Origin of the sequence: Acidovorax sp. LjRoot118 (assembly GCF_964253575.1) — a bacterium.
Taxonomy (GTDB): Bacteria; Pseudomonadota; Gammaproteobacteria; order Burkholderiales; family Burkholderiaceae_C; genus Acidovorax.
Map to the genome: position 1 here is coordinate 3,546,562 of NZ_CAXURB020000001.1, position 16,093 is coordinate 3,562,654.

A 16,093-nucleotide genomic window follows, 5' to 3' on the forward strand; every position below is an offset into this window, starting at 1 on the left:
CCAGGCAACGCGATCCCTGAAAACAGGGTTAACAGGCCCTGGCGACCTGGTGCTGCAGCGCCTGGCCAATGCCGATGCGCTCAAGGGCCGGCACCGGCTGGTGGAGGCGCTCAAGGGCGCGGGGTTTGCGCTGCGGTGAACGGGCCCTGAACAATCACTTGCATTTGCGCGCCACACAAGCGGTGTAAATTCCCTCCCATCAAAAAAGAGAGGGAATCGAATCATGAGGAAACTCACCACGCGCTGGGCAGCCGCGGTTGCCCTGGCTTTGCCATTGTTCATTGCACCCGCCGGCCCAGCCCATGCCGGCGATGCCGAGGAGCGCAGCGAAATCGCCGTGCTGTTCATCAAGAATTATTCGTCGGGCGAGTACGCGAAGCTGGACGCTTGGTACACCAAGGCGCTGCGCGAGGACGCCCGCATGCCCTCCGGCGTCTACCGCGCCAACCGCATGGTGCGCTCCATCGCCAGCGGATTCGGCGGGGCTTCACCCCCGCCCCCGTGCGCCAAGGAGCCTTGCCCGCGCGTGAACGACGCCTTCTGGGTCGAGCACCAGCAACGGGCCCAGGCCTGGCTGAAGCAGAACCCCCAGTCCACCCTGGCCGCGATGACCCTGGCCAGCGCCTACAGCAAGCAGGCCTGGGCGCACCGCGGCGGCGGCTACGCCAACACCGTGCGTGACGAGGACATGAAAAAATTCCAGGAGCTCAACCAGCAGGCCTTGCGCACCTTGTTCGCGAGTGCCGAATACGGCCGCAAGGACCCCAACTGGTGGTCCGAGTTGCTGACCTACGCGCAGTACGGCCAGGCCAGCCGCCAGGACTATGCCAAGCTGGCCCAGGACGCGATCGCTGCCTTCCCCCGCAACCACGACGTCTACTTCACCATCTCGCAAAGCCTGCTGCCGCAATGGGGCGGCAGCTACAAGGCGATTGCCGACCTGGCGGCGCAGGCGGTGGAGAACACCAAGGCCGAACAAGGCCAGACTTTCTACGCCCGCATCTACTGGAACGTGTACTACGGCCTGAACCACCAGGGCGCCGCGGTCTTCGCCCGCCCCGACGTGGACTGGCCGCGCATCCGCGCAGGCTTCGAGGACTTGGTCAAGCGCTACCCCGACAACTACAACCTCAACTCGTACGCCCGCATGGCCTGCGTGGCCGCCCAGGACAAGAAGACCACGGCCGAGGTGCTGCAGCGCATCGCCCAGGACGTGGTGCCCGACGCCTGGGAAGGCCGCAACGAGTACGTGCGCTGCAAGAGCTGGTCGCAGGGCAACGCCTCGTGATGCGGCGCCCATCGCTGGCGGTAGCCACCGCCTTGCTCCTGTATCTCGGCATGGCCGGCACGGGACTGGCCCAGCCGACCTTTCGCGACTACATGGGCGCCTACCAACTGCTTGAACGACAGGCGTTCTCCCAGGTGGAGAGCCTGTACGCCGCAGCGTCGGAGCAGCCCGCCACCAACTCCAGCCGCAATGGTGCCGAGTCCTTCTTCAGCGCCCTGCGGGCGCGCAGCGGCGGCGTGGGCGGCAACACGCCCGAAGCCACAGCCGCCTGGGACGTGGCCAGGCAGTGGGTGCAGGCATCGCCCACCAGCGTGCCGGCTGCCATCTTCCTGGGCCGGCTGGCGGTGCGCGATGCCCCCGCCAACCGCGACTGGGCTGCGCAGGAACGCCAGACATCAGAGGCCATCCAGGCGCTGGACAAGGTGAAGGAGCAAGGCCGCAAGGACCCGATGTGGAACGCCACCTACATCGCCCTCAAGACCATGGGCGGCGCCACTCCAGCGCAGACGGTGGCCCTGGTCAAGGCCCACCTGCCCGCCATGTCGGAGCCAGGGGAAATGTTCTTCGAGGAAGTGGTGACCGCGCTCGACCTCAAGAGCACCGACGCCCTGCCCCAGTTGCGGGAGCTGGCGGACATGGCCGTGCAGCGCACGGCCAAGACCCGGGGCAAGGGCATGCACGCGGTCATCTACCTGTCGGCCTTCTTCCACGCGCCGGCCCTGCGGCTGGCACCCTTCAAGCCCGGGGTGACCGACTGGAACACCATGGACACAGCACTCACTGACCTGGTCAGCCACCGCCCCAGCAGCACCGACCTGGTCCAGCACGCCGCCATGGCCTGCGTGGCCCAGGACAGGAAGCGCACCACCGAGCTCATGGGCCGGGCCCCTGGCACCAACGGCCCGGAGGCCGCCTTCTGGCGGGCCTGGGGCGGCGAGCCCTTCTACGAGCGGTGCAAGGCCTGGGCGTTCGGGCGGCAGGTGCCGGCCTGAATGGCGCCGGCAGCCCGCTCAGGCTGCCTTTGCACCCGCACCAACCGGAGACTCACCCGGCACTCGCCTTCGCACTCGCGCAACCGGAGCCGCCGCCAGCCGGTGCAGCACTTCCCGCAACGCCAGCGCCGCAACCCCCAAGGCCCGGTCCGTGCGCCAGGCCAGGTAGGTCTGCATCTGCGCCACGCCCTGCGGGCCCAGGGCCGTGGCGGGCAGGGGCAGCAGGTGCCCTTCGGCCAGCTCGCGCTCCACCGCCCATTGCGGCAGGCGGCCCCAGCCCACGCCGGCCAGGATCAGGGCGCGCTTGGCGTCCTGCGTGCCCACGCGCAGGGTCTGGGGTGAGAGGACGCCAAAGTCGCGCCCTTCGGACAGGTCGCTCGGGTCCTCCAGCACGATCTGCAGGTGGTCGGCCAGGTCCGCGCCCGCCAGGGTCTTGGTGCGGCGCTGGGCCAAGGGGTGTGCCCGGGCCGCCACCGCCACGATGGGCACCGCCTGCAATGCCTCGGTCTCGATGCGCGGGTTGCGGAAATCCTCGCCCGCCATGATGGCCAGGTCGCAGGCCTCGTCGCGCAGCGCCTGCAGCGTGCCGCCCAGCGGCGCGGTGGCCAGGCGCAGCCGCACCGAGGGCAGTGTTGCGCGCAGCTCGCCTAGCGCGGCAGCCGCCAGGGGCAGCGGGTAGAGCGTGTCCACCATCAGCGCCAGCTCGGTCTCCACGCCTTCGCCCAGGCCGCGGGCTCGCGCGCGCAGAAAGTCCACCTTGAGCAGCACGGCGCGCGCGTCCTCCAGCAGGGCGGCGCCCGCCGCCGTGAGCGTGGGCCGATGCCCACTGCGGTCGAACACCGCCACGCCCAGCTGGTTCTCCAGGTTGGCGATGGCATGGCTCACGGCCGACTGGGCGCGCAGCAGGCGCGCGGCCCCGGCGCGAAAGCTGCCGGCCTCGGCCACAGTGACGAACATGCGGATCTGATCGAGGGTGAGGGCGTCGAGCATGAAGGGCCTTGTTGATCTGTTTCATAGATCAAGATGGCCTGAATTTTATGGCTTCCGTAGATCAATCCATGTGCCGATACTTGGACTCATCCCGATCACAGAAAGACGTTGGCGCCACCATGACCCAGGCTCTCGTTCCCTCCTATCCCTCCTGCGGTCACACCACACCCACGTCCCAAGGCATGCGCAGCCCGGGTAGCGGCACCGAGGCGCTCGGGTTTGCGCAGGGGGTGGCGTGATGCACGCAAACGAAATTGCACGACCACTACCCGCCCCGCCACCCACCGACTGGCGCGCCGTGGCCGTGGTGGTGGCCGCCGGCGTGGCCTCGTCCTTCCACCTGGGCAAGGTGGCCATTGCGGCACCGCAGCTGCAGTCCGGCCTGGGGCTCAGCCTGGCCATGCTGGGCGCCCTGGGCGGCACCTTCGCCGTGCTTGGCGCGCTGGGTGGCGTGGCTGCGGGCTCTGTCATCGCCCGTGCGGGAGACCGCCGCATGCTGGCCCTGGGCCTGGTGGCCACGGTGCTTGGCGCGCTGCTCGCCGTACTGTCCGGCAGCTATGCGGCGCTGCTCGCCTCGCGCGGGGTGGAGGGGCTGGGCTTTGTGCTCATCACCGTGGGCGGGCCCACCGTGCTGGCGCGGCTGGTGCAGGCCGCCGACCGCAGCCGCGCCATGGCGCTGTGGAGCTGCTTCATGCCCACCGGCATCGCCCTGGCCATGCTCACCGGGCCGTGGTTTGGAGGCTGGCGCAGCCTGTGGGTTGCCGCAGCGCTGGCCTCGGGCCTCATTGCAGTGCTGGTGCTGTGGGCGGTTCCCCGCGCCCCCGGCGCGCATGCCACGGCCGCATCGCCGCCCGCGCGCATCGCCGAGGTATGGCGCGGCCCCGCACTGGCGCTGGCCACCACCTTTCTGCTCTACAGCCTGATGTTCTTCGCGCTCTTCAGCTTTCTGCCCGTGCTGCTGCAGCAGCGCATGCAGGTGGGCCCCGGCGCGGTGGGCCTGCTCGCGGCCCTGGCCAGCGCCGCCAACATCGCGGGCAACCTGGCCGCAGGCGCGCTGCTGCCCCGGGTGGGCCGCACCGTGCTGGGCACGGCCGCCGCCGCCGCGATGGCGCTTTGCGCCCTGGGCATCTTCGTGCCGGTGTTGCCCCCGTGGGCCGCCTTTGCGCTGTGCCTGGTGTTCTCGGCCATGGGCGGCCTGGTGCCGTCCAGCCTGCTGTCGTCGGTGCCGCAGGTCACAGCGACCCCCGCCCACGCCGCGCTGGCCGTGGGCCTGCTCATGCAGGGCAGCAACCTGGGCCAGGCGCTCGGGCCGCTGCTGGTCGGCAATGCGGTGGACCGCCATGGCTGGCCGGCAGCCGCGGTGTGCGTGGTGGTGGCGGCGCTGGCGATGGGGGGGGCGGTGCGCTGGCGGGCTGGTGCTGGGGGCTCTTGAACAGCCAGCCCGTACCATAGCGCCCACTGCTCAGCCCAAACCTGCCGTGAACGGCAGGTACCGTCAAATCATCCAGGTCTACACACTCAACATGGGTCCCGTTCATCGCTCTGTTGCCGCGCTCCGATTCATCGGGGACGATCTTGATCCTGATGAGATAACAGCGTTACTGCGTTCCCTACCGACACAAGCCTACCGCATGGGCGAGCAAATCATGGGTAGCAACGGCAGGATTCGCGTTGCCAGAACCGGTAGCTGGCGGCTGAATGCCACCGAGAGCAAGCCGCAAGACTTGAATGCCCAAATCGCTGAACTCCTTGATCAGCTCACCTCGGACCTGCATATCTGGGCCCATCTCAACAGCAGATACCAACTCGATCTGTTCTGCGGAATTTTCTTGAACAGTTCAAACGAAGGGCTGAGCCTGTCTCCTCAATCGCTGCGTGCGTTAGGGGAGCGGGGCATAGAACTCGACCTGGACATTTACCGTGCAGACGACTGAGTCCGACCCCGACGTTCGTGCGCGACAGCCCCCTCAGCCCGTCCCTTCCAGGATCGCAAGCACCCGCTGCGCCACGTGCGCGAACTCTACCGGCCGGTCCTTGAGCCAGGCATGCAAGTGGTGGGCCGCGCCATCGAGCAGCAGCACCTCCACGCTCCGGGCCTTGCGGGCACGCCGGATGTATTGGTCCTCCACCTGCCGTGGGATCACCGCATCCTCGGCGCCCAGCACCAGCAGCAAGCGCCCCTCGAAGCGTTCGAGCGCATCGAATGCGGGTGAAGCAGCAAAGTCGCTCGTCGCGCGGATCACCTGCTGGAACGCCGGCCCGAAGGGCACTTCCAGTGCCGCAGCTTCGTAGGCGGCCGGGCAGTAAAGCACCAGTGCAGGTGGTGCCAGCGCCTCGATCAGCGAACATGCGATATGGCCGCCCATGCTCGACGCGATCAGCGACACGGGCCGGGGCATCTGGAGGAAGTCCACCACCGCCAGGGCTTGCTGCGCCCGGTCGAGCAGGCCCGACGCGGCCATGCTGCTCGTGCTCTCGCCCTGGCCTGCAAAGTCGAACGCAACGCTGGCGTGGCTGCGCTCAGCCAGAAAGTCCAGCAAGGGCTGGTACCCCAGGCGCGACGAGGCGCCGCCGCCATGCAGGGCCAGGGTGCGTGGCGTGCTGTGGGATGGGCTGTGGGTGGTGGTTCCGTGCAGTTGCACGCCGCGAAAGGGAACCTGGAAATGAGAACGCACCATGGCTGCTTTCAGGTAGAGCCGGATGATGGCACGCCCCAGCCGCTACAGTGGACCAGCCGACCGAACCCAGCCAATCTGGAGCCCACACGATGATCGCCCGCCGTGCTATCGCATCCGACATGGACGCCGTGCTCGCCCTGTACCGCGAGCTGCGGCCGCACGACCCGCCGCTGGCCCCAGGCCGGGCCCTGGAGCTGTGGAACAACGTCCACGACAGCCCCCAATCCTTCATTGTGGTGTGCGAGCACGAAGGCCAGGTAGGCGCGACCTGCATGCTGGCCCTGGTGGCCAACCTCGCCAGCGCAGGCCGCCCCATCGGCTTCATCGAGCATGTGGTCACCGCATCGGCCTTTCGGCGTCTGGGTCTGGCCGAGGCATGTCTCCAGTTCGCCGTCCATGAAGCCTGGCGCCTTGGCTGCTGCAAGGTGGTGTTGCTCTCGGGTTCCCAGCGGCCGCAAGCCCACCGCCTCTACGAAAAACTGGGCTTCAACGGGGATACGGAGCGGGGCTTCGTGATCAAGCGGCCGATGGAGTGAGCGTCTCGCACTCCGCCCGCACACCCAGCGGCAGCACACACAGCCTGACGCCATCGAGCGTCAACACCAGGCCCAGCTGCCCGCCCACCTGCACGATGCCGCAGCTGGTCGTGGCGGCGGTGGCCGCATACGCCGAAGCCGGGCCGCCCGATGCCGACAGGGCCCGCACCACCGCACGCACCGGCGGCTGGCCCAGCATGGCCCACAGCGCCTGCGGGTCGCGCAGCTGCAGCGCCTGCAGATAGACGCGAAATGCGGCCTCTTCACGCTCGCCCGGTTCAGACGGTGCAAGGGGCTCGGCAGTGCCACCCCCATCGGCTTGCCGCAACCGCAGCAGCGCCCGCCGCAGTTGCTGGCGGCTGCCGGCCTCGGTCTTGCCGCCGGCCTGGGCCAATTCAGCATGGCTGGCTTCGAACACCTCGTACAGCAGCACTGCGGCCCCATCGGCTGGCGCCAAACGGGCCGCGAGCATGCGAAGGGCGTGCGTGGCCTGCTGCGCCAGCAACGCCTCGGACTCGGCCGAGGGCGACGACGCCCGCTCCGTGCCGCCATCGCGGCCGGCCACTTCGGCCAGCCACTGCTGCATCCACTGCCGGCGCCGCAGCCGGTCGATGGCCAGGTTGCGCACCACCGTGTGCAGCCAGGCCTGCGCGGCACCAAGCCCGCGCATGGTGGCGGCATCGGCCTCCAGCACGCGCACATAGGCATCCTGCACGGCATCCTCGGCCTCGGCCGGGCCCAGCAGGCGCGCGGCGGCACGCACCAGGCTGCGGCGGTAGGATGGGTCTGTCAGGGGCAGGTGGTGGCGGTCATCAAGCATCCACAAATCTTGCCATAGCACCGCGCACTCTGCTGGCGCGGCCACACGGGCCATGTCACGAAACCGCAGGCTCGTTCGTCAAGGCAGTTCATCTCAACCGAAAGACCCATTCCATGTACTACGCCGCAGACGACACCCCTCCCCCACCCTCCAGCGCCACCGAGCCGCGCACCTCCTACCTGGAGGAAAAGGCCTTCAAGGCGCGCACCCTGCTGATCTTCGGCACCGTGACCGACGTGACCGCGGCCGACGTCACGCGCCGCCTCATCGCCCTGGATGCCGAGGGCCCCGAGCCCATCGACATCATCGTCAGCTCGCCCGGCGGCCACCTCGAATCGGGCGACGCCATCCACGACATCGTGCGCTTCATCGCCGCGCCGGTGAACATGATCGGCACCGGCTGGGTGGGCAGCGCTGCCACCCACCTGTACCTCGCGGCCCCGCGCGAGCGGCGCTACTGCCTGCCCAACACGCGCTTTCTGATCCACCAGCCCAGCGGCGGCGCCGGCGGCCAGGCCACCGACATCGCCGTGCAGGCCCGCGAAATCGTCAAGGCCCGCGAGCGCATCGCCCGCACCATCGCCCGCGAAACCGGCAAACCCATCGAGGTGGTGCTGGCCGACATCGAGCGCGACCACTGGCTATCGGCCGAAGAGGCCGTGGAGTACGGGCTGGTGTCGCGGGTCATCGAGCGCAAGACCGAGCTGCGCGGGGCCTGAAGCCAGCGCTGGCCTCAATGGGCGCACGCGGCGAGCGACCGGAGAGCGCCCTGCGGCCCGACTGCACGCAGTGACGCAAGCTCCTGCGGCGTATTCGGCCCCAACTGCCTTGCTGCGCCTGAAGCCTGCTTACATCGCCCAATCTGCACAACCTGTATGCTCCGCAGATTCATCCACCCACCCATCCGGCCCCCGCATGTCAACAGCGCTTATCGTGATCTTCGTGATCGTTGCCGCCCTGGCAGCCTGCGGCGCACTCAGCTGGAAGCTGTACGAAATCAACGAAGGCACGGCCTTCAACAGAGTCCGCTACGAGCAGCATGTGGGGCAGTTGCGGGTGGCGCTTCAGGCGTCGGAGGCCAAGCTTGCGCTGATCCGCGAAGCGTTCGAATCCCCCACGGGCGTCGCCGCCCGGGTCGGCGCCCAGCAAGAGCTGGCGACGGCCATCCGCACCTACGCGCCCCACCTGCCCACCAGGTACCGGCACACCCTGAGCTCCCTGCAGGCGAACGAGAAGTTCTTTCTCAGCCTGCACAAGGCGGTGCCCGATTTATTTTCTGACGCGATCAAGACGCGGCTCGACAAGCACAAGCCCATCCGCGACGACTTTTTCGAGATCGACAAAACTGATCTGATCGCTGAGGCCGGGGTGCTGCTGCTGCGGGCCAGGGATGTCCTCAGCGCCGCAGACGCGCCCCCCAGCCTGGACCTGGGGGCCAAGCACATCGTCGCCGCGATATCGCAAGGCCTGCAGATCGGCACCAAGCGCAGCCCCAAGCTGGCAGAAATCGTGGACGCCTGGAACGTGCAGATGGAGCCCGACGCGGCGTAGCGACCATCGGCGTCGCAGATGCGGTGATCGATGCCAAGGCTGCAGTGCGGTTGCGCGCCCTTTCGCAGACCGCAGCAGCCAGATAGGTGCAGCCCGCTTCTACTGGGCATGGAGAAAGCAAAAGTCCAACGTGTGCAAGCCGATGACGGAGCCCACCGATGCCGCCGGGTCCACATGAAACTCCGGCTTGCTGCCCCACCCTGCCAACACCTCCACCACACATGCCCCCTGCACCAGGCCAGACAGCCGGTTGTGCGTGGATGAAAACTGCAGGAATTTCGACACCCGGATGCCCTCCACCAGATCCGCGAGGGTGCAATGCTCGTCCACCGAGTAAACGGCTTGCAGCGGCCCCGCCTGGTCGTCGGCAGAGCAGCAGGCCTGCCGGGTGACCTGGATATCCATGGTTGTGGATTTCTCGGCGCCGGGGCCCCTATGCATGGGGAACTTCATTGCAGAAAAGCGCAATCTTGTTCCCCACCGGGTCCCGGACATACGCGACAAAGAAATTCTTGCTGTAGGCAGCACGAAACCCGGGCGGGCCCTCATCGGTGCCACCGGCGGCAACCGCCGCCGCGTGCACCTGCCGAACCAAGTCGTGCGAGCCGGTGCGAAACGCCGCCATCGAACCATTGCCCACGGTCGCCGGCTTTCCGTCGAAAGGCGGCTTCACGTAGACGACGCAGGGGCTGCCGGATTGGCTAGCATGCTCGGGTAGCGAGAACGCCAGGCCCTCGCTATCGACCTGCTTGCGGTAACCCAGCGGCCCCAGCAACGCAGAGTAGAAGCGGTCGGATGCATGCATATCGTTCGCACCCAGGGTGATATAGCTCAGCATGGCGGCGGGGCCCCCCAAAGATCGGACACCCAGCATAAACGAAGGCTAGAGCCACCTGGGGCACCACCCCACCAACGCGCGCAGCAGCCCAGAGCACGGCAACGGCTGTTGCCACCTCCCCCATTTGGGTGCCTGCCAAGACCGCCCCCCGCTTCTACAATCGTTAACAAAGAAGAGAGGAAGTAGGGAGAGGGCCCGCAAGGGCCCAGTGGCTTGCCGGTTTGTCCCCGGGTTTGCCTGGCGTGTTTCACCCACCAGTGGGATGCGGCAAGGCAGGCCCGGGGCGCATTTCCACCCCGGTCAAGGCCGCTGAGAAGCGCTGCCGGCAATGAACATGGGGTTGCTCGGCAAGGGCGCTCTTGACGGGCATGCCATGCGTCACACTGGCGCCATTCGCCAAGGCGTTGCCGCTCCTTGCGTCACTCATGACTGCGGGGTCGACCAGCCACCCCCCAGCGCCTTGTACAAGGTGACGCCATTGCTCAACCGTGCCAGGCGCGTGCCGATCAGAGCCTGGCGCGCGCTGTACCAGGTGCGCTGCGCGTCCAGCACGTCCAGGTAGCTGTCCACCCCCCGGTCAAAGCGGGCCTGCGACATCTGCAGCACCTCGCCACTGGCTTGCACCAACGCAGTTTGCGCGTGCAGTTGATCGCCGACGGCGCTGCGTTGCGCCAGCGCGTCCGCCACCTCGCGAAACGCGGTCTGGATGGCCTTCTCGTACTGCGCCACCGCGATGTCGCGCGCAGCCACGGCGCTGTCCAGATTGGCCTGGTTGGCCCCGCCGTCAAAAATGGGCAGGCTGATCTGCGGGACGAAGCTCCAGCTGCCCGAGCCCGCCTTGAACAGGCCCGACAGGTCTGCACTGCCGCTGCCGGCCGTGGCCGTCAGGCTGATGCGTGGATAGAACGCCGCCCGCGCAGCGCCGATGTTGGCGGTGGCGGCCTTGAGCTGGTGCTCCGATTGCAGCAGGTCGGGCCGGCGCAGCAACAGGTCCGACGGCACGCCCGCTGGCAACTCGGGCAAGGCATTCAGTGTGTCGCCCAGAGCGTCGGGCTCCAGCGCCTGAGGCACCTGCGCGCCCAGCAGCAGCGCCAGGGCGTTGCGGTCTTGCGCCACCTGGCCGGTATAGCGGGCCACGTCCACGCGGGCGCTCTCCACACTGGTCTGCAGCTGGCGCAGCGTCAGGGCAGACGCCGCGCCCAGTTCAAAGCGCGTCTGCGTCAGCCGGTACGACTCGCCCTGGCTGCGCAAGGTCTCGCGGGCCAGGGCCAGCCGCTCCAGGTCGGCGGCCCAGGTCAGGTAGGCGGTGGTCACCTCGCCCACCAGGCTGATCTGGGTGGCGTGGCGCGCCTGCTCAGTGGCCAGAAACTGCTGCAGCGCCTGATCACTCAGGTTGCGCACGCGGCCAAACAGGTCCAGTTCATAGGCGCTCACCCCCAGATTGGCGCTGTACTGGTGGCTGGTGACCGCCGCGCCGGTGCCCGACAGGCCGGGCGGCGTGCGCGCCGCAGTGCCGCTGCCCGCAGCGTTGATGCTGGGCAGCATCTGCGCGTCCTGCACACGGTACTGCGCGCGGGCCTGCTCGATGTTGAGGATGGCCACGCGCAGATCGCGGTTGTTGGCCAGTGCCAGCTCGATCAGGCGGCGCAGTTTGGCATCTGCAAAAAAATCGCCCCAGGCCAGGCTGGCCATGGCCGGTACATCAGCCGGGCCATCGGCCGACGCGGCGGGGTACACCGCCGGCACCACGGCAGCGGGCCGCTCGTAATGCGGTGCCAGGTTGGCGCAACCGCTCAGCAGCAGCGCTGCAGCCACAAGGGTCAGGGTCAGGGAACGAGGCATGTCAGTGGCCCTCCGACAAAACAGGTGCACCAGCGTGCGGAGCATCCGAGGGGGCCTGGTTTTTGCGCCCGACAAGCCGTTGCACGACCACGAAGAAAAGCGGCACGAAGAAGATGGCCAGCACCGTGCCAGACACCATGCCCCCCACCACGGCAGTACCCAGCGCGTTCTGCGCACCGGCGCCCGCGCCCTTGCTCAGCATGAGGGGCAGCACCCCCAGGATGAACGCCAGCGAGGTCATCAGGATGGGTCGCAACCGCATGCGCGCGGCGGTGATGGCCGACTCGACCAGCGGCATGCCCTTGGCATACAACTCCTTGGCGAACTCGACGATCAGGATCGCGTTCTTGGACGCCAGTCCCACCGTGGTCAGCAGGCCGACCTGAAAGTACACGTCGTTCATCTTCCAGGTCAGCACTGCGGCGACCAGGGTGCCCAGCACCCCGAGCGGCACCACCAGCAGCACCGAAAACGGAATCGACCAGCTCTCGTACAGCGCCGCAAGGCACAGGAACACGACCAGGATGGACACCGCATACAGCAGCGCGGCCTTGCCACCGGCCTCCCGCTCCTGGCGCGACACGCCGGTCCACTCAAAGCCGATGCCAGCGGGCAAATCGGCCGCATGGCGCTCCACCAGGTCCAGTGCCTGACCGCTGGACATGGCGCCGGGCATCGCCATGCCCATGATTTCCACCGATGGCACGCCGTTGTAACGCTCCAGCCGGGGCGAGCCACTGATCCAGCCCGAGGTCGAGAACGCGCTGAACGGAACCATCGTGCCGCTGCTGTTGCGCACGTACCATTTGTCGATGTCCGAAGGCGACATGCGATGGGCTGCATCGGCCTGCAGAAAGACCTTTTTCACACGGCCCTTGTCGATGAAGTCATTGACGTAGCTGCTGCCCCAGGCGGCGGAGAAGGTGTTGTTGATGTCGCCCATCGACAGCCCCAGCGCGCCCGCCTTGTGCTCATCGATCTCCAGGCGGAACTCGGGTGCGTCCTCCATGCCGTTGGGCCGCACGGCCACCAGGCCGGGCTCTTTCATCAAGGCCCCCAAGAGCTGGTTGCGCGCCTGCATGAGTGCCGCGTGGCCCAGGTTGCCCCGGTCCTGCAGCATCAGATCGAAACCGCTGGCATTGCCCAGCTCGGACACAGCAGGGGGCGCAAATGCAAAGACCGAGGCATTGCGGATCTGCGACAGTGCGCCCATGGCCTTGTTGGCCACGGCCTGTGCCTTCAGGCCAGGCGCCGTGCGCTCATCCCAGGCCTTGAGCTTGATGAACGCGAAGCCCGTGTTCTGCCCGCTGCCCGCAAAGCTGAAGCCAGCCACCGTGAAGATGGCGTCCTTTTGCTCTTCCAGAAAATGATGCTGCACCTGCTCAAGCACCTTCTGCGTGTTCTTCTGCGTGGCGCCGGGTGGCAATTGCACGATGGCGAACAAGGTACCCTGGTCTTCGTCGGGCAAGAATCCGGCCGGGATCTTGGTGAACACAAAGCCCACGGCCACCACCACGATGGCGTAGCCCACCATCCAGCGCCCGCCGCGTTTGAGCATGCGCTGCACCACGCCCTGATAGCCTCGGTTGCTGCGGTCGAACGCGCGGTTGAAGGCGCCAAAGAACCCCTTGTCCGTCAGCGCATGGCCCTTGGGAACCGGCTTGAGCAGGGTGGCGCACAGGGCCGGCGTGAGCACCATGGCGACCAGCACCGACAGCGTCATTGCCGAGACGATGGTGACGGTGAACTGGCGGTAGATGACGCCCGTGGAACCACCGAAAAACGCCATGGGCACGAACACGGCGGCCAGCACCAGCGCCACGCCCACCAGGGCGCCCGTGATCTGCCCCATGGATTTGCGGGTCGCCTCCAGCGGCGAGAGCCCCTCTTCGCCCATCACCCGCTCGACGTTCTCGACCACCACGATGGCATCGTCCACCAGCAAGCCGATGGCCAGCACCATCGCCAGCATGGTCAGGGTGTTGAGCGAATAGCCAAACGCAGCCAGCACGCCAAACGTGCCCAGCAGCACCACCGGCACGGCGATGGTGGGGATGAGCGTGGCGCGCCAGTTCTGCAGGAACAGGTACATCACCACGAATACCAGCACCACGGCCTCCACCAGCGTCTTGATCACTTCCTGGATGGAGATGCGCACGAACGGGGTGGTGTCATACGGCTTGATGACCTTGACACCGGGGGGGAAGAACCTGGACAGCTCTTCCAGCTTGGCATCCACCGCCTTGACGGTGTTCAGTGCGTTGGCGCCCGTGGCCAGCTTGATGGCCAGGCCGGCGGCGGGCTTGCCGTTGAAGTGGGCCACCGTGGCGTAGTTCTCACTGCCCAGCTCGATCCGTGCCACGTCGCTCAGCCGCACGGCTGCGCCGTTGGCCTGCGTGCGCAGCAAGATGGCGGCGAACTCATCGGCCGTCTTCAGGCGCGTTTGCGCGGTGATGGTGGCATTGAGCTCCTGATTGGCCGCCGATGGCAGGCCTCCCAGTTGGCCGGCAGATACCTGCGCGTTCTGGGTCTGTATGGCGGCCTTCACATCCAGCGGTGTCAGGTTGAAGCTGTTGAGCTTGCTGGGGTCCAGCCAGATGCGCATGGCGTACTGCGAGCCAAACAGCGTGGTGTCACCCACGCCCTCCACGCGGCTGATGGGGTCCTGCACGTTGGCGGCCACATAGTCCGACAGGTCGGAGCCATTGAGCTTGCCATCCTCCGAGACGAAGGCAAGCACGTTCAGGAAATTGTTCGCCGACTTGGTGACCTGCACGCCCTGCTGCTGCACCTCTTGCGGCAGCAGCGGCGTGGCCAGGGCCAGCTTGTTCTGCACCTGCACCTGGGCGGTGTCCGGGTTGGTGCCATTCTCGAAGGTCAGGGTGATGGTCACGTTGCCCGACGACTCGCTGTTCGACGCGATGTAGGACAGCCGGTCCAGCCCCTTCATCTTCTGCTCGATGACCTGGGTGACGGTGTCTTCCAGCGTCTTGGACGATGCACCAGGGTAGGACGCCGATATGGCGATGGCAGGGGGCGCGATGGTGGGGTACTGGGCGATGGGCAGCGTGAGCACTGCCATCACGCCCGCCAGCATCGTGATGATGGCGAGCACCCATGCAAAGATGGGGCGGTCTATGAAAAAACGGGCCATGGTGGTCTCTGTTGGCGGTGCTCAATGGGCCGCGGCGGTGGCAGCGGTAGCGCCGGGGGCGGCAGCAGCGGTGCTGGTGGTCGCCACCTTCTGGGTGGCAGCCGACTTGTGCGATGGGGCAGGCGCGTAGGGCTGCGGCTGCACCGGCTGGCCGGCGCGCACCTTTTGCTGGCCCTCGACCACGACCACGTCGCCTGCCTTGAGCCCGTCGCGCACCAGCCACTGCTCGCCCACCGCGCGGTCGGTGACCAAGGCACGCTGCTCCAGCTTGCCATCGCTGCCCAGCACGAAGGCATAGGGCTGGCCCGTGGCATCGCGGCCCACAGCCGGTTGCGGCACCAGCAAGGCCTGCTCCAGCACGCCCTCTTCCAGCACGGCGCGCGCATACATGCCGGGCAGCAGCTCGGCACGCGGGTTGGGGAACTCGGCGCGCAAGGTCACCGCCCCGGTGGCCTGGTCCACCGTCACGTCGGAAAACTGCAGCGTTCCGGCCTGCGCATAGACACTGCCGTCCTCCAGCACCAGCCGTACCTTGGCCGTCCCGCTCTTGAGAGTGCCCGCATCCATGGACCGCCTGAGCGCCAGCAGTGCGGTCGTGGACTGGGTCACATCCACATAGATCGGGTTCAGCTGCTGCACCGTGGCCAGGGCGTTGGCCTGGTTCGCCGTCACCAGCGCACCCGGCGTCACCGCCGAGCGCCCGATGCGCCCACTGATGGGCGACGTGATGCGGGTGTAGTCCAGGTTGATGCGCTGCGTTTGCAACGCCGACTTGGCGGAGCTGACCTCCGCCTCGGCCTGCAGCAGCGCAGCAGCAGCATCGTCCGCATCCTGCTGGCTCACCGCCTTGATGGCAGCCAACTCCTTGAACCGCCCCGCCTTGAGCCGCACCGTGACCAGATTGGCTTCGGACTTGGACAGCGTGGCCTGGGCGCTGTCCACATTGGCGCGGTACACCGCAGGATCGATCTGGTACAGCACATCGCCCGCCTTCACGTCGCTGCCCTCCTTGAAGCGGCGCTGCAGCACCAGCCCCGTGATCTGGGGCCGCACCTCGGCAATCAGGGCGGGGGCGACACGGCCCGGCAACTCGGTCGTCAGCGGCAGGCGCTGGGGCTGCACGGTGACCACGCTGACCTGGGGGACGCCCTGGCCCCCCGCGGCAGGGGGCTGGGGTGCTTCGCCACAGGCCGCCAGCGCCAGGGCTGAAACGGCAGCCATCCAGGCCACGGGTCGTTGAATAGCGGTATGCATGCGCATGGAAAGAGCTCCTGGGCCCAGGCATCTCGCAATGCCAGGCAGACACAAAAAGGTCAAAAATGAAGGTTTTAACTGTACCGAACGGTACGGTATTGTTAATTATCGAATTGACACAGCCCGCCTGTCAAGCAAAAATGGACCCAT

Annotated in this window: 15 protein-coding genes; 7 read left to right on the top strand and 8 right to left on the bottom strand. The window is 67.4% G+C overall.

Going from position 1 to position 16,093, the window contains the following annotated elements:
* The first annotated feature begins 223 nt into the window (after window positions 1-223).
* Window positions 224-1,288: a DUF4034 domain-containing protein gene (locus tag ACSQ9E_RS16790; protein ID WP_057269228.1), complete on the top strand. Its 1,065-nt coding sequence runs from the start codon at window positions 224-226 to the stop codon at window positions 1,286-1,288.
* Window positions 1,289-1,320: 32 nt separating this feature from the next.
* The gene (locus ACSQ9E_RS16795) at window positions 1,321-2,280 is read left to right on the top strand and encodes a hypothetical protein (RefSeq protein ID WP_157422139.1); all 960 of its coding nucleotides are present in this window, start codon (window positions 1,321-1,323) and stop codon (window positions 2,278-2,280) included.
* Window positions 2,281-2,298: 18 nt separating this feature from the next.
* Here the strand turns inward: ACSQ9E_RS16795 and ACSQ9E_RS16800 are convergent, their stop codons facing one another.
* On the bottom strand, window positions 2,299-3,270 hold the full coding sequence (locus ACSQ9E_RS16800) for a LysR family transcriptional regulator (RefSeq protein WP_436218555.1): 972 nt from the start codon (window positions 3,268-3,270) through the stop codon (window positions 2,299-2,301).
* 238 nt (window positions 3,271-3,508) lie between these two features.
* Between ACSQ9E_RS16800 and ACSQ9E_RS16805 the strand changes: the two genes are divergently transcribed.
* Window positions 3,509-4,702: an MFS transporter gene (locus tag ACSQ9E_RS16805; RefSeq protein WP_436218556.1), complete on the top strand. Its 1,194-nt coding sequence runs from the start codon at window positions 3,509-3,511 to the stop codon at window positions 4,700-4,702.
* A 46-nt stretch (window positions 4,703-4,748) separates the two neighbouring features.
* On the top strand, window positions 4,749-5,204 hold the full coding sequence (locus ACSQ9E_RS16810; protein WP_436218557.1) for a DUF4279 domain-containing protein: 456 nt from the start codon (window positions 4,749-4,751) through the stop codon (window positions 5,202-5,204).
* A gap of 33 nt (window positions 5,205-5,237) precedes the next feature.
* Here ACSQ9E_RS16810 and ACSQ9E_RS16815 read toward each other — a convergent pair whose 3' ends face one another.
* Window positions 5,238-5,948, bottom strand: a complete 711-nt coding sequence (locus tag ACSQ9E_RS16815; RefSeq protein ID WP_436218558.1) for an alpha/beta hydrolase — start codon at window positions 5,946-5,948, stop codon at window positions 5,238-5,240.
* Window positions 5,949-6,037: 89 nt separating this feature from the next.
* Between ACSQ9E_RS16815 and ACSQ9E_RS16820 the strand changes: the two genes are divergently transcribed.
* On the top strand, window positions 6,038-6,484 hold the full coding sequence (locus tag ACSQ9E_RS16820; protein WP_436218559.1) for a GNAT family N-acetyltransferase: 447 nt from the start codon (window positions 6,038-6,040) through the stop codon (window positions 6,482-6,484).
* On the opposite strand, the gene ACSQ9E_RS16825 is transcribed toward ACSQ9E_RS16820, so the two are convergent.
* Window positions 6,465-7,304 carry an RNA polymerase sigma factor gene (locus ACSQ9E_RS16825; protein WP_436218560.1) on the bottom strand — a complete coding sequence of 280 codons (840 nt, stop codon included), beginning with the start codon at window positions 7,302-7,304 and terminating at the stop codon, window positions 6,465-6,467. The genes ACSQ9E_RS16820 and ACSQ9E_RS16825 overlap by 20 nt on opposite strands.
* 113 nt (window positions 7,305-7,417) lie before the next feature.
* On the opposite strand from ACSQ9E_RS16825, the gene ACSQ9E_RS16830 reads away from it, so the two are divergent.
* Together ACSQ9E_RS16830 and ACSQ9E_RS16835 are read left to right on the top strand one after the other, a co-directional pair.
* Entirely contained in the window at window positions 7,418-8,023 is a 606-nt protein-coding gene (locus ACSQ9E_RS16830) for an ATP-dependent Clp protease proteolytic subunit (protein WP_436218561.1), read from the top strand.
* A gap of 196 nt (window positions 8,024-8,219) precedes the next feature.
* Entirely contained in the window at window positions 8,220-8,855 is a 636-nt protein-coding gene (locus ACSQ9E_RS16835) for a hypothetical protein (RefSeq protein ID WP_157422138.1), read from the top strand.
* Between the two features lie 99 nt (window positions 8,856-8,954).
* Here ACSQ9E_RS16835 and ACSQ9E_RS16840 read toward each other — a convergent pair whose 3' ends face one another.
* From ACSQ9E_RS16840 to ACSQ9E_RS16860, 5 genes are all read right to left on the bottom strand, one after another.
* Entirely contained in the window at window positions 8,955-9,260 is a 306-nt protein-coding gene (locus ACSQ9E_RS16840; RefSeq protein ID WP_436218562.1) for a hypothetical protein, read from the bottom strand.
* Between the two features lie 28 nt (window positions 9,261-9,288).
* Complete coding sequence (locus ACSQ9E_RS16845; protein ID WP_057269219.1) at window positions 9,289-9,693, bottom strand: VOC family protein; 405 nt, start codon at window positions 9,691-9,693, stop codon at window positions 9,289-9,291.
* 423 nt (window positions 9,694-10,116) lie between these two features.
* Complete coding sequence (gene adeC / locus ACSQ9E_RS16850) at window positions 10,117-11,535, bottom strand: AdeC/AdeK/OprM family multidrug efflux complex outer membrane factor (RefSeq protein WP_436218563.1); 1,419 nt, start codon at window positions 11,533-11,535, stop codon at window positions 10,117-10,119.
* A gap of 1 nt (window position 11,536) precedes the next feature.
* The gene (locus ACSQ9E_RS16855; protein ID WP_436218564.1) at window positions 11,537-14,689 is read right to left on the bottom strand and encodes an efflux RND transporter permease subunit; all 3,153 of its coding nucleotides are present in this window, start codon (window positions 14,687-14,689) and stop codon (window positions 11,537-11,539) included.
* Window positions 14,690-14,710: 21 nt separating this feature from the next.
* Complete coding sequence (locus ACSQ9E_RS16860) at window positions 14,711-15,949, bottom strand: efflux RND transporter periplasmic adaptor subunit (RefSeq protein ID WP_436218565.1); 1,239 nt, start codon at window positions 15,947-15,949, stop codon at window positions 14,711-14,713.
* Window positions 15,950-16,093 lie beyond the last annotated feature (144 nt).

Excerpts from the sequence above, each read along its gene's own strand:
- ACSQ9E_RS16860 (WP_436218565.1), bottom strand. The coding sequence starts at position 15,949 with ATGCGCATGCATACCGCTATTCAACGACCCGTGGCCTGGATGGCTGCC.
- ACSQ9E_RS16830 (WP_436218561.1), top strand. The coding sequence starts at position 7,418 with ATGTACTACGCCGCAGACGACACCCCTCCCCCACCCTCCAGCGCCACC.
- ACSQ9E_RS16790 (WP_057269228.1), top strand. The coding sequence starts at position 224 with ATGAGGAAACTCACCACGCGCTGGGCAGCCGCGGTTGCCCTGGCTTTG.
- ACSQ9E_RS16840 (WP_436218562.1), bottom strand. The coding sequence starts at position 9,260 with ATGGATATCCAGGTCACCCGGCAGGCCTGCTGCTCTGCCGACGACCAG.
- ACSQ9E_RS16825 (WP_436218560.1), bottom strand. The coding sequence starts at position 7,304 with ATGCTTGATGACCGCCACCACCTGCCCCTGACAGACCCATCCTACCGC.
- adeC (WP_436218563.1), bottom strand. The coding sequence starts at position 11,535 with ATGCCTCGTTCCCTGACCCTGACCCTTGTGGCTGCAGCGCTGCTGCTG.
- ACSQ9E_RS16805 (WP_436218556.1), top strand. The coding sequence starts at position 3,509 with ATGCACGCAAACGAAATTGCACGACCACTACCCGCCCCGCCACCCACC.
- ACSQ9E_RS16800 (WP_436218555.1), bottom strand. The coding sequence starts at position 3,270 with ATGCTCGACGCCCTCACCCTCGATCAGATCCGCATGTTCGTCACTGTG.
- ACSQ9E_RS16815 (WP_436218558.1), bottom strand. The coding sequence starts at position 5,948 with ATGGTGCGTTCTCATTTCCAGGTTCCCTTTCGCGGCGTGCAACTGCAC.
- ACSQ9E_RS16835 (WP_157422138.1), top strand. The coding sequence starts at position 8,220 with ATGTCAACAGCGCTTATCGTGATCTTCGTGATCGTTGCCGCCCTGGCA.
- ACSQ9E_RS16820 (WP_436218559.1), top strand. The coding sequence starts at position 6,038 with ATGATCGCCCGCCGTGCTATCGCATCCGACATGGACGCCGTGCTCGCC.
- ACSQ9E_RS16845 (WP_057269219.1), bottom strand. The coding sequence starts at position 9,693 with ATGCTGAGCTATATCACCCTGGGTGCGAACGATATGCATGCATCCGAC.
- ACSQ9E_RS16855 (WP_436218564.1), bottom strand. The coding sequence starts at position 14,689 with ATGGCCCGTTTTTTCATAGACCGCCCCATCTTTGCATGGGTGCTCGCC.